The sequence below is a fragment of the Mycobacterium persicum genome, assembly GCF_002086915.1.
In the GTDB taxonomy this organism is placed as follows: Bacteria; Actinomycetota; Actinomycetes; order Mycobacteriales; family Mycobacteriaceae; genus Mycobacterium; species Mycobacterium persicum.
This window is the reverse complement of sequence record NZ_MWQA01000001.1, coordinates 3,411,987-3,424,976: the sequence shown is the minus strand read 5'-3', so window position 1 is coordinate 3,424,976 and position 12,990 is coordinate 3,411,987. Positions and strand designations below refer to the sequence as shown.

Genomic DNA, 12,990 nt, shown 5'->3' with positions numbered 1-12,990 from the left:
GGCCCGGCCTATCGGGAATTGATCGGCGTCACGTCGAGTACCAGCCAGTCATTACCGCGCTTGGTCAGCGTTACCCGGACCGCCGGCGCCGCCTGACTCGGGGGTTGACCGGGCGAGTTCTGGGTGACCCGCAGAATCACCGCCACGCTGGCGTCCGCGGGCCCGAGCGCCTCCACTCCAGCCGACAGCGTCGCGGCCTGCGCGGTGACCTTGCGCTGCACCAGGTCGGCACTGGACTTGGCATATTGCTCCTTGAACGCTTGCACCCGGTCCGGGACCATCATCGCCGCGGCCCGGTCCACGGAGGCGTTCGGCGCAGTCGGCGAGAACGACGCCACCGCCTCGGCCATCCCGGTGGCGACCTGTACCACCGTTCGGGAGTCGCGATTGAACTCGCGATCCGGCGTGGTCCAGTGGGTATATCCGGTCAGCACCGAGGCCACCAGTGCGGCCGTGCACAAGAACACCACGGCCAGGCGCAGCCCCGGCGCGTCGTCGTCGGTGCCTACGGTGACGGCATCACGGCGAAACAGCCAGAAATTGACCGCCACACCCTCGGCGATCAGCAGCACCAACACCGAGCACGCCGAAATCCACCACCACGGCCAGCCGAGCACGAATCCGATCACCAGTAGCGCCATGGCGGCCACCAGCGGCGCCACGACGTCGAATACGGCCAGCCGCCACGCGTTTCTCATCGGGATCTCATCGGGTTCGTCATCGGATCGACTCCAGCCCGGAGATCATCAGCTTGCCGTCCACCTCGGAGACGTCGATCCGCAGATTCCAGTGCACCGTCTGGGGCTTGGCACCGGCGTTCTCGGCGACCGACGTCGCCACCAACAGCACCGAGTCGGTCCGGGTGGCAAAGGGCGGCAATTTGGTGGTCACCACCGGCCGGGCGCTGCCGGGCTGGGTATCCAGGTCGTGGTGCACCGTTTCGATCGCCACCGCCTCGATCCGGCCGCTGCTGCGCGTCTGCAACTTCTCCACCACCTGCCGATAGGGCTGCACGGCGGCGTCGAAATCGGTGTTGAGCTGTCCGACCGTTCCGTCGTGCAGCCGCTGCAGGCTGGAGTCGACGTTGCCGGCGTTCATGTTGATCAGCACATCGGTCCACTCGGCGGCCGCGCGCATGACCCGACTCAGATACCCGCGCTCGGCGACCTCGTCACGATGTGACGACCAGATGAGGACGCCGAGCACGACCGCGGCCACCGACAGCACACCGAGAACGGTCGAGGCGATGCCGTAGTTGGAGAACATCGCGGCCCGCGCCGACTCCGGTTCGTCGGGCTCCGGAGTCGCATCGCCGGAGTCGTCGGCCTCATCGACATCAGCATCCTTGTCGGGCATGGCCCGATCGTCGCACCCGATAAGGGATGGAAGGATGGCGGGGTGACAGTAGAGGCCATCCGCTCCGGTATCGACCTGAGCTACGTCGACGCCGATGCCCGCCCGCAAGACGACCTGTTCGGCCATGTCAACGGCCGCTGGCTCAAAGAACACCGGATACCGGCGGACCGGGCGATCGACGGCGCCTTCCGGCAGCTGTTCGACCGCGCCGAAGAGCAGGTACGCGACCTGATCGTCGAAGCCAGCCAAGCCTGTGCACAAGGCGCCGTGACCGGCGGCGACGAGCAGCGCATCGGCGACCTGTACGCCAGCTTCATCGACGAGGACGCCGTCGAACGCCGCGGTCTGCAACCCCTGCACGAGGAGCTGGCCACCATCGACGGCGCCACCGACCGCGTCTCCTTGGCCGCCGTCATCGGCGCCCTGCAACGCACCGGCATGGGCGGTGGTATCGGATTCTATGTGGACACCGACTCCAAGGACTCCACCCGTTACCTGCTGCACTTCTCCCAGTCCGGCATCGGCCTGCCCGACGAGTCCTACTATCGCGACGAACGGCATGCCGCGGTGCTGGCCGCCTACCCCGGCCACATCGCGCGGATGTTCAGCTTGGTGTACGGCGACACCCCCGAGGACCGGGCCGCCCACGCCGATATCGCGGCCCGCATCGTGGCGCTGGAGAGCAAGGTGGCCGCCGCCCATTGGGACGTGGTCAAGCGCCGTGACGCCGAGCTCACCTACAACCTGCGCACCTTCGCCGACCTGCAGGTGGAGGGCGCCGGCTTCGACTGGGAGGGCTGGGTCACCGCGCTGGGCAGCACGCCACAGGCGCTCTCGGAATTGGTAGTGCGCCAGCCCGATTATCTGCACGCGTTCGCGGCGCTGTGGAACAGCGAAGACCTCGACGACTGGAAGTATTGGGCGCGTTGGCGATTGATCCGCTCCCGGGCCCCCTGGCTGACCCGCGACCTGGTCGATCAGGACTTCGAGTTCTACGGCCGCAGGCTGACCGGCGCCGAGCAGATCCGGGAGCGCTGGAAGCGGGGCGTGGCCCTGGTGGAGACGCTGATCGGCGATGCAGTCGGAAAGCTTTATGTGCAAAGGCATTTCCCGCCGGGAGCCAAGGCCCGCATCGACGAGCTGGTGGCCAACTTGCAGGAGGCGTACCGGGTCAGCATCGGCGAGCTGCAGTGGATGACCCCGCAAACCCGGCAGCGGGCACTGGCCAAGCTGGGCAAGTTCACCGCCAAGGTCGGTTACCCGGTCAAGTGGAAGGACTACTCCACGCTGGTGATCGACCGAAACGACCTCTACGGCAACTTCCGGCGCGGTTACGCGGTCAACCACGACCGCGAGCTGGCCAAGCTCGGCGGACCGGTCGACCGCGACGAGTGGTTCATGGCACCCCAGACGGTCAACGCCTACTACAACCCCGGGATGAACGAAATCGTCTTCCCGGCAGCCATTTTGCAACCGCCGTTCTTCGATGCCGAAGCCGACGACGCCGCCAACTACGGTGGCATCGGCGCGGTGATCGGGCACGAGATCGGACACGGCTTCGACGACCAGGGGGCCAAGTACGACGGCGACGGCAACCTGGTCGACTGGTGGACGGATGATGACCGCGCCGAATTCGCCACCCGCACAAAGGCGTTGATCGAACAATACGAGACGTACACGCCACGGGATCTCGATGCCGGCCACCATGTGAACGGCGCGTTCACCGTCGGGGAGAACATCGGCGATCTGGGTGGGCTGTCCATCGCGCTGCTGGCCTACCAGCTGTCCCTGAACGGCGAGCCCGCTCCGGTCATCGACGGCCTTACCGGCGTGCAGCGGGTGTTCTTCGGGTGGGCTCAGGTGTGGTGCACCAAAGCGCGTGAGGCTGAGGCGATCCGGCGACTGGCCGTCGATCCGCATTCCCCGCCGGAATTCCGGTGCAACGGCGTGGTGCGCAACATCGACGCCTTCTACGAGGCTTTCGACGTCACCGAGGGCGATGCGCTATTCCTGGAACAGCAGAGCAGGGTCAGAATCTGGAGTTAAACGTCGATTCGCGATATTCCAGGCGCGCGTGGTGCGCCAGCGATTGCAGAAGCCTCACTGACGTATTGCGCGTCACCATCCCGTCTTTCTCTTGATTCGGCCAGACCTTCAGCCACCTCGGCCGCCCCTCTAAGCAAAATATGCGATACCAACGCCGCCATCAGTACGTAACCGAACCATAGCGGGTAATTCAATATGTATGCCAGCATGAAATAGGAGAACGTCAAGAACTTGATGACTACACTACTCGCCCTGGCCAGGCTGGATGCATAAATTGTGCGGCCGATGGAAGTTCTCATCGTCGACGAGGTGCCTTTCGCGGCCATGAATGCATCTGCTACTGAATGCCTGGCTATGACGATGAGCACGATGTAGAACGGAATCAAGTAAAGGCCGAGAAAGAGCGTCCAGAGTGCGTACTCTGTTATTCGGTCACCGGCGATGTCGATCCTGGGTCCTAATGGGAATCGCTGCTCAATCTTCCGCCTTGCCTTCTGTATCGCCTCACTATCGCTCGGATCTCCGATGATGTAGCGCGCATAAGCGATGAGGCCGAGCTTGCGGTCACTGTGCTGCCGCAATGCCAAATACCCGTCGACGCCGTCCAGCGTCAGCGATATCGCCAACAGGATGATCGGGATCGCCGGATGCACTCGCAGAACTACCAGATAGAGAACAACGAAAAGGATGAGCAACCGCAGCACCGTCACCTGGTCCGCGGTCCTGATGAGGTGTGAGCGCGGTCGTGCCGAGTGACGAACTGGCGCTGCCCAAGTCGTTGACGCCGGTGTTGGAGCCGCAGATCTCGCACTCTCCATGGCTACTTCCCGAGTAGATCCACCAAAATTTTGGGTGCCCGAATACGAGTTACTGCATTCGAGCGCACCCCGACGCCACCATCCCGACGTCGCCACGCCAAGAGTGCCGAGCCGAGGTTGGGCAAGGATGCAACGATTGTGAAATCCCATGGCAGCGGCCTAACGAACCGAACCGGAACTGCTTGGGGCATGCGCCGGCCGGTGATTTGCGCTGCCTGGACGATTCGATGGGCTGCGGCCACCAGACGTGGTTAACCCGGCGGTACGAGTGGTGCCCCGGTTCGGCACGCCTCGATGCGCGCCGGCACATGTTTGTGCCACGGTGTGCCGGCATAGGGGTCACGCCACCGCGTCGAGGTCAGCGTGTTCGGGGCGACGCCCGGGGTGCGTAGCTGGCCGTCGTCGTCGGTGTAGTCCAGCCCAAAGCCGTTGGGCAGGGCGGCATGTCCGGGCAGCATCGTCTCGGTGATCTCGACGGTCGCCTCAGCGCTGCCGGCCGCGGTGGTGATGCGGGCTCGGCCGCCGTCGACCAGTTCGAGGACCTGGGCGTCTTCGACGCTGACCCGCAGCGCCCCGTCGGCGTCGCGCTTACGCCAGGACGGGTCGCGGAAGATGTCGTTGGCGGTGTAGGCGCGGCGCTCGCCCACCGACAGCACGATCGGCAACTCCGGCGTCGTCAAAGCCATCGAAGTGTGGGCCAATGACCTTATCTCGTCCAGCATTTCGGGGATTTCCAGGGCGATCTTGTGGTCGGCGTGGCTGATCAACGCGAAGTCGTCCGGGTAGTCGTGCGCGGTGAAGGTGACCCCGGATCGGCCGGATAGGATCGCGTCGAATAAGGCGTTGCCGTCAGCGTGCCCGGCGCGCCGGACGGCGTCGGGATAGGTCATCGCGGTTTTCTGGGCAAGCCCCCACAACGCCGCCGCCCCCGCCAGCCCGTCCGGTAGCGTGGGGCCGAGGGTTTCGTAGAGCACGTAGGGAAGCAGTTTGGCCACAGTCGGATTGGTCGCCACCGCGGTGAGAAACGCCTGGGTGTAGGCTTGGCGGCCTTGCTGCGCCGCCTCGCGCAGCGGCCGCAGATCCGCGTCGTCGACAACATCCAACGCGCGCACCAACCGTGACCAGATTTCCGGTTCCGGCAACGTTCCCGGCAGCGGTTCCAGTATCGGGTGGCGCAGGTGCACCGCGTTGTGCGGGAACTCAAAGTTGAAAAAGGTCGCTTCGACCTTCTCGAACTGCGACGACGCCGGCAGCACGTAATGGGCCAGCCGCGCGGTTTCGGTCATCGCGACGTCGACGACCACCAGCAGTTCCAACGTTGCGAAGGCCTCCCTGCAGGCCGCCGAATCAGCAAGGGAATGAGCTGGATTGGCACTTTCGACGATCATGGCCCGGAAACGGTCCGGGTGGTCGGTCAGGATCTCTTCCGGCACGACATTGCCCGGAACCAGTCCGGCGATGATAGGGGCGCCGGTGACCGGCGTGCGTCCGGATATCGCGCTGAACAGTGGCGCGAACGACGAATGCAGATGCTGGCCACCCTTTTTCGCGAAGTTGCCGGTGAGGATCCACAGCATCTTGTTCAGGTACGAACACAGCGTGCTGTTGGGCGCCTGCTGGACGCCGAGGTCCTCGAACACCGAGACGCTGCCCGCGGTGCCGATCCGCCGGGCCGCCGCTCGCAACAATTTCTCGTCCACGCCGCAGCGTTGCGCGTAGTCGGCGACGGGAACCTCGCGCAGTACGGTGCGCACGGCGTCGGCGCCGTGCACGTGTTCGCTGAGAAATGTTTCGTCGCAAAGGTTTTCCTGAACCAGAACGGCCGCCAATGCCGCCATGCACCAGGCGTCGGCGCCGGGCCGCACCCGCAGATGAAAGTCGGCCATCTTGGCCGTGTCGGTGACGACGGGATCGATCACGATCATCGATCGGGCCGGGTCTTTGGCGATGTCGTTGAGCACCACTCGGGCTCGCGGGAAGCTCTGCGACATCCACGGATTCTTGCCGACGAACACCGATACCTCGGCGTGCTCGAATTCGCCGCGCGTGTGGCCGCCATATAGCTGCCAATCGATCCATGCTTCTCCGGTCTTTTCCTGCGCCAGGGCATTTGACCGGTAGCGCGCACCCAACGCCTTCAGGAATGCGCCGCTGTAGGCGCCGCCGAGATGGTTGCCCTGCCCGCCGCCACCGTAATAGAAGATCTTGTCGCCGCCGTAGATATCACGGATCCGCTTGAACCCGTCGGCGATTTCGACAATGGCCGTGTCCCAGTCGATTTCCTCGTAGGTCCCGTCCGATCGGCGGCGCAGCGGCGAGCTCAGCCGGCCGCGGTGGTTCTGGTAGTGGTCCAGGCGCAACGCCTTGTTGCAGGTGTACCCGCGGGAGGCCGGATGCGCTTTGTCGCCGCGGATGCGGGCCAGTTTGCGGTCCGCTACCTGCACCACGATGCCGCAGTTGCACTCGCAGAGGATGCACGCAGTGGACTGCCAATCGGTGGTGGTCATTGCGGTTTCCCTTCCGGCAGCTCGGCCAGTAGCAGGTGGTGCAACTGGCGGTGAACCGACTCGAGCGGTGTCAGGTCACGCCGTACCCGGGCCAGCAGCAGCGCGCCTTCCAGCGCCGACACCGCCAGCATCGCCAATTCGTTTGCCCGGGCGGCCGAGATGCCGTCGCTGACAAAGCGCTGCGCGAGCAGCTCCGACCAGCGGTCGAACACCGTCGCCGCGTGCTCGATCACCGGCGCCATTCGCTCGCCGTCGGCGCCCTCGCCGGCTTCGACCGCCACCGCCGCGATGGGACAGCCCGCACGGAAGTCACTGGCGAGCAACTGCTCGCGGTACCAGCCGATCAGCGTGTCCAGCAGCTCGAGGCTGCCGCGGGGTTCGCCGATGATGGCCGCGACGTGCTCACCGGCGTAGTCGATGGCCTCGCACAGCAACTGGGTCCGCCCGCCCGGGAAGTAGTGGTAGGCCGACCCGCGCGGCGCCCCACTGTGCTGCAGCACATCGGAGATGGCGGTGGCGCGTGCGCCACGCTCCCGGATCAGCAGCGCGGCAGAGACGACCATGCGTTCGCGCGGACTTCGCATGGCTGCTCCTCGGGCCGGGACTGTCTATGTATGTTGATATACATAGTGCGGTCGCGCAAGGGGTGGCCTGCCACGGGTTTGGCAGGGGCTCCCCGGCGATTGGACGCGCGAGTCTGCATCCAGTGCGTCCAGCCTGCACTCAGAGCGGCGCGGACTGCGATCTCGCCGCCCTGAGCGCAGAATGAAAACCTGACCCGGTTCGGGCAGCGCCAAACCCGCGTGAGCCGTTACCGATCCGCGGCCGGCCTGCCCGCGCAGCTCTTAGATCTGCCAGTCCTGAGCGCCGTCGTTCTTGTTGTAGGTCCCCACGGAGTTCTTCACGACTACCGGGTCCCCACTGCCGAAGTTGTCGTAGAACCACTTGGCGTTGGCGGGACTGAGGTTGATGCAGCCGTGGCTGACATTGCGCTTGCCCTGATCACCTACCGACCACGGCGCGCTGTGCACGAAGTTTCCGCTGTTGTCGATCCGGACGGCATCGGAAACGGTCACCTTGTAACCCTGCGGCGAATTGACCGGGACTCCATACGTGGAGGAATCCATCACCACCGTGGGCATCTTCTCAAGCACGTAATACGTGCCGTTCGGAGTCTGGTGGTTGCCGGCCGCCATCCCCATCGACATCGGGAAGCTCTGCTGCACCACGCCGTTGCGGGTGATCGTCATCTGGTGGGTGGCGTCGTCGGCGGTGGCCACCAACGAATCACCAGTACGGAAGCTCGACTTGGTGCCGGCCGCGTCGATATTCACCGCCGTGTTGGCCGGCCAGAACTGCAGCGGGCGCCACCGAACTTGGGTGGGACTCATCCAATAGAACTTGCCGGGCACCGGCGGGATCGACGAAATGTGGATGGCGCTTTCAGCCATCGGGCGGTCGGCGATGGGCACCTGGAAATTGATGATGATCGGTTTGGCCACCCCGACCATCGCGCCGTTGACGGGGTTGAACGTCGGCGGCCGGAATGGCGGATCGCCGACAAACGGCGTCGGATCCTGCCCAGCGACCGGGCCGGCGGCGGCAGGTATCGCCAGCGGGTCGGGCGGCGGTGCAAGCGGGTCGGGCGCCGGAGGCAGGGCCAGCGGGTCGGGTGCGGGAGCCCCCGGGTCGGCAGGCTGAGCCGGCGCGACCACTTCCGGGTCGCCGGGCACCTGATCCGGGTCCGCAAGTGCGGGGCCGGCGCCCAACAACAACAACACCGAAACCACCCCGGCCACGTTCACCGCGGCGAAGAGCCTTGCCCCCCTGCCCCCCTTGCGGGCCCTCGTCCAGCGCGACATATGTCATCCCTCCGGTCACGTCCTGGCCCCCAGTGTGGCATAGCGCAGCAGCTGTTTTCCGGTCCCGCAGCCGCCCGGCACCACCCCAGCTACTCGGTTCACGCCGTTGACCTGCAGCCTTATTGAAGGGTGTGAAGTTTCACGGGGCCGCCTCATCCGCAGCCTCGAAGACGCGCCGAGCCGCCGTCATCCCCACCAACGCGACGCCCATCAAGATCGCCGATGCGGTGAGCATTAGCGCCACATTCCGCTCGTACAACAGTCCACCGGCCAGCGAGCCGGCCATGATGCCCAGCTGAAACGCCGTCACATACAGCCCGGATGCCCCGTCGGGGTCGTCGGACCCGCTGCGCATCGCCGCCGATTGCAGCATCGGCGACACCGCGGTGGCAGCCGCTCCCCACAGCACGATCGCCCCGGTTCCGACGACCAGTGTCGTCACCGGCGCGCGGCCACCGCCGAACGCCAGCCCCGTCAGCACGACGAACGCGACGGTCAGGCCCGCGACACAGACAATCATCGCGCCCTTGGGCCGGCGGTCCAGCGGGCGCGCCATCAGAGCCACCGCGATCACACCGGCGATCCCATAGGCGGCCAGCAGCCAGGCCTGATTCGGCCCGTGCACGCCGACGACTTGCCGGATGACCACCACGATGTAGGTGTACGAGACGAAATGGCCGGTGACGCCGATCATGGTGATCAGGCTCACGATGATCAGCGCGCGATTGCGGTGGTGGCGCGATCGCGGACCGACGTGCCGCAACTGGTCGGCGCTGAGTACGAGTTCGGGCAACAGCAGCCGGGCCGCCACAGTGACCGCGGCAGCCGCCACGGTGACGCACACCGCCGCCAGCCGCCAGCCCCACATCAGACTCAACGCGGCCGTCAGTGGACTGCCCACCACCAGCGCCAGGCTGGTTCCGATGTAGATCGACGTGGTGGCGCGTCCGGCGTGGCTGGGGGGCACCAGCCGGGTGGCGATCGGTGCGATGACCGACCACAGCAAGCCGTGGGTGACCGCACACAGCACCCGCCCGCCGGCCAACACCGCGAAGTTCGGCGCCAGCGCCGAGATCAGCTGCGAAACGGTCAGGCAGACGAGGGCGACCACCAGGGTCCGCCGCCGCGGCCAATGCGCCGTCCAGCGCACCAGCGGAACCGTCGTCAGCGCCGCGACCAGGGCATACCACGACAGCAGCGTTCCCACCAGGACGACACTGATGTTCAGGTTTCGCGCGATCGCCGACAGGGCGCCCACCGGCAGGATCTCGGCGGTGACATACACGAAGGCCGCCGCGGCCAACACAGCCAACTGCGCGGCGACCCGCGGTGTCCAGGGTCCGCCGGCAGGGGCAACGGTTCGGGTCTCGGCAGTCATGGCGGTGACATCTATCGGCATTCAGTGGCCGCGCATCGCCCGCGCACCGCGGTAGTGCGTCGTGACGATCACGCTGCACTCACCGTACGCACCGCCGCCGCGCCTTCACACGAATTGCGGGTCAACACGCCCGTGCGCGGACGCGCGCTCAGGAACGAACGAGTCGAGCGATGGCTGCGGAGGCTTCTGCGAGCTTGCTGTCGGCTTCGGTGCCACCCTCAGCAACGGCACGGGTGACGCAGTGGTTCAGGTGTTCGTCGAGCAGATTCAGCGCCACCGATCTCAGCGCACTGTTGACGGCGCTGATCTGGGTGAGCACGTCGATGCAGTACTTGTCCTCTTCGATCATGCGCGCGATTCCGCGCACCTGACCCTCGATGCGCCGCAGCCGTTTGGCGTAATTGTCCTTCTGCTGCGAATAGCCGTAGTCGGTTGTCATCATTCTCCCAACGATCGGACGCCCCAGCTCTGCGGAAATCTCCGATCGGGCTGCCGTAAATCCTAGATGCTACCTCATACCCTAGCGGGGTATCAGGTAGGGTGCCACGAGCATACTTGGACGATGCCCGAAGCCGACATCAAGCCCCGCAGTCGTGACGTCACCGACGGCCTGGAGAAGGCCGCTGCCCGCGGCATGTTACGGGCAGTAGGCATGGGGGACGAAGACTTCGCCAAGCCGCAGATCGGGGTGGCATCGTCGTGGAACGAGATCACGCCGTGCAACCTTTCGCTGGACCGGTTGGCCAAGGCGGTCAAGGAAGGGGTGTTCGCCGCGGGCGGCTATCCCCTTGAGTTCGGGACGATCTCGGTGTCCGACGGCATTTCGATGGGACACGAGGGGATGCACTTCTCGCTGGTGTCGCGCGAGGTGATCGCCGACAGCGTCGAGACCGTGATGCAGGCCGAGCGGCTGGACGGCTCGGTGCTGCTGGCCGGGTGCGACAAGTCGCTACCCGGAATGCTGATGGCCGCCGCCCGCCTGGACCTGGCGGCGGTGTTCCTGTATGCGGGCTCGATTCTGCCCGGGTTGGCCAAGCTCTCCGACGGCAGCGAGCGCGAGGTCACCATCATCGACGCCTTCGAAGCGGTCGGCGCGTGCGCGCGCGGACTGATGAGCAGGGAGGACGTCGACGCCATCGAGCGGGCGATCTGCCCCGGCGAGGGAGCCTGCGGCGGCATGTACACCGCCAACACCATGGCCAGCGCCGCTGAAGCGCTGGGCATGTCGTTGCCGGGCAGCGCGGCGCCGCCGGCCACCGACCGTCGCCGCGACGGGTTCGCACGCCGCAGCGGGCAGGCCGTCGTCGAACTACTGCGCCGCGGCATCACCGCCCGCGACATCCTCACCAGAGAAGCCTTCGAGAACGCGATTGCCGTGGTGATGGCGTTCGGCGGCTCGACCAACGCCGTGCTGCACCTGCTGGCCATCGCCCACGAAGCCGGCGTCGAGCTGGCGCTGGACGACTTCAACCGGATCGGCTCGAAAGTGCCGCATCTGGCCGATGTCAAGCCATTCGGCCGCCACGTGATGTCGCACGTCGACCACATTGGCGGGGTGCCGGTGGTCATGAAAGCACTGCTGGATGCCGGTCTGCTGCATGGCGATTGCCTGACGGTAACCGGTCAGACGGTGGCCGAGAACCTGGCCGCCGTCGCCCCGCCGGACCCGGACGGCAAAGTCCTGCGCGCGCTGAGCAACCCCATCCACCCGACCGGCGGGATTACCATTCTGCGCGGATCGCTGGCGCCGGAGGGTGCGGTGGTCAAGACCGCCGGTTTCGATTCCGAGGTATTCGAAGGTGTGGCAAGGGTTTTCGATGGTGAACGGGCCGCGCTGAACGCCCTCGAGGACGGCACCATCACCACGGGCGACGCGGTGGTGATCCGCTACGAAGGCCCCAAGGGTGGGCCCGGGATGCGAGAAATGCTCGCCATCACCGGAGCGATCAAGGGCGCGGGGCTGGGCAAAGACGTGCTGTTGCTGACCGACGGCCGGTTCTCGGGCGGTACCACCGGCCTGTGCGTCGGCCACATCGCGCCCGAAGCCGTCGACGCGGGGCCGATCGCCTTCCTGCGCGACGGCGACCGGATCCGGCTCGACGTCACCAGCCGCACCCTCGACGTGCTCACCGACCCCGACGAATTCGCGGCCCGGCAACAGGATTTCACTCCCCCACCCCCGCGCTACAAGACCGGCGTCCTGGCCAAGTACGTCAAGCTGGTCGGCTCCGCCGCCGGCGGCGCGGTCTGCGGGTAGCCACCCCCGTTCGAGCCACAACCCGGGTTCGCGGCGATAGCATCGGGCAATCCATCGCTTCGTGACTGCCGGGCGATGGTTTTCGTGAGTACAGCGAGGTGCCCGATGACGTATGTCCTGGTCTCACCGGAAATCATGGCCTCGGTGGCGGCCGATGTGCACAATATCGGCGCGTCGCTGGCCAACGGGAATGCAGCAGCGGCCGCCACGACGACGAATGTGGCCAGCGCGGCGGCCGACGAGGTGTCGACCGCCATCGCGACGTTGTTTTCCCAGTACGCGAAGAACTACCAGGTAGTGGCCGGGCAGGCGGCGGCATTCCACGATCAGTTCACCAACACCCTGCTGGCGGGCGCGAATTCGTACGTTTCCGCCGAGGCCGCCACTGTGGCAGACGTCCTGCTGGGAGTCGTCAACGCGCCCACCCAGGCGCTGCTGGGCCGCCCGCTGATCGGCAACGGCGCCAACGGGACCACCGTCAACGGCGTGGGAACCCCAGGCGGACCCGGCGGGCTCCTGTACGGCAACGGCGGCAACGGCGGGGCGAGCACCAACCCGGGGGCAATCGGCGGCGCCGGTGGATCCGCCGGCCTGATCGGCAACGGCGGCATCGGCGGCCAAGGCGGACCCGGCGGGACGGGCGGCGCCGGCGGCGGCGCCGGGTTCCTGTTCGGCACGGGCGGCACGGGCGGCACCGGCGGCGCAGGTACCACCGGTTTGGTCGGTGCCACCGGCGGCGTGGGCGGCGACGGCGGGGCCGGTGGCA

Annotated in this window: 11 protein-coding genes; 3 read left to right on the top strand and 8 right to left on the bottom strand. The window is 66.4% G+C overall.

The window, feature by feature from the left end; all coding sequences use genetic code 11:
* Positions 1–8 precede the first annotated feature (8 nt).
* Positions 9–698, bottom strand: coding sequence for a hypothetical protein (locus B4U45_RS15675; protein WP_083154793.1), 690 nt, complete (start codon positions 696–698; stop codon positions 9–11).
* 19 nt (positions 699–717) lie between these two features.
* The gene (locus tag B4U45_RS15670) at positions 718–1,356 is read right to left on the bottom strand and encodes a hypothetical protein (RefSeq protein WP_075545158.1); all 639 of its coding nucleotides are present in this window, start codon (positions 1,354–1,356) and stop codon (positions 718–720) included.
* Positions 1,357–1,398: 42 nt separating this feature from the next.
* On the opposite strand from B4U45_RS15670, the gene B4U45_RS15665 reads away from it, so the two are divergent.
* Positions 1,399–3,402, top strand: a complete 2,004-nt coding sequence (locus B4U45_RS15665; protein ID WP_219859443.1) for a M13 family metallopeptidase — start codon at positions 1,399–1,401, stop codon at positions 3,400–3,402.
* Here the strand turns inward: B4U45_RS15665 and B4U45_RS15660 are convergent.
* The 6 genes from B4U45_RS15660 to ricR form a co-directional block, all read right to left on the bottom strand.
* Entirely contained in the window at positions 3,399–4,112 is a 714-nt protein-coding gene (locus B4U45_RS15660; RefSeq protein WP_219859437.1) for a hypothetical protein, read from the bottom strand. The two genes, B4U45_RS15665 and B4U45_RS15660, sit on opposite strands and share 4 nt — an antisense overlap.
* Before the next feature lie 359 nt (positions 4,113–4,471).
* Complete coding sequence (locus tag B4U45_RS15655) at positions 4,472–6,727, bottom strand: molybdopterin-dependent oxidoreductase (protein WP_099223728.1); 2,256 nt, start codon at positions 6,725–6,727, stop codon at positions 4,472–4,474.
* Positions 6,724–7,311, bottom strand: a complete 588-nt coding sequence (locus B4U45_RS15650) for a TetR/AcrR family transcriptional regulator (RefSeq protein ID WP_075545154.1) — start codon at positions 7,309–7,311, stop codon at positions 6,724–6,726. The genes B4U45_RS15655 and B4U45_RS15650 overlap by 4 nt, the downstream gene beginning before the upstream one ends.
* A gap of 261 nt (positions 7,312–7,572) precedes the next feature.
* Positions 7,573–8,589, bottom strand: a complete 1,017-nt coding sequence (locus tag B4U45_RS15645) for a L,D-transpeptidase (protein ID WP_219859435.1) — start codon at positions 8,587–8,589, stop codon at positions 7,573–7,575.
* A gap of 139 nt (positions 8,590–8,728) precedes the next feature.
* Positions 8,729–9,967 carry an MFS transporter gene (locus tag B4U45_RS15640; RefSeq protein WP_075545152.1) on the bottom strand — a complete coding sequence of 413 codons (1,239 nt, stop codon included), beginning with the start codon at positions 9,965–9,967 and terminating at the stop codon, positions 8,729–8,731.
* A gap of 148 nt (positions 9,968–10,115) precedes the next feature.
* Positions 10,116–10,406 carry a copper-sensing transcriptional repressor RicR gene (ricR, locus tag B4U45_RS15635; RefSeq protein WP_075545182.1) on the bottom strand — a complete coding sequence of 97 codons (291 nt, stop codon included), beginning with the start codon at positions 10,404–10,406 and terminating at the stop codon, positions 10,116–10,118.
* A 123-nt stretch (positions 10,407–10,529) separates the two neighbouring features.
* On the opposite strand from ricR, the gene ilvD reads away from it, so the two are divergent.
* Positions 10,530–12,224: a dihydroxy-acid dehydratase gene (ilvD, locus tag B4U45_RS15630; protein ID WP_075545151.1), complete on the top strand. Its 1,695-nt coding sequence runs from the start codon at positions 10,530–10,532 to the stop codon at positions 12,222–12,224.
* A gap of 105 nt (positions 12,225–12,329) precedes the next feature.
* On the top strand, positions 12,330–12,990 hold a 661-nt coding region (locus B4U45_RS29895; protein WP_277996413.1), incomplete at its 3' end, for a PE family protein.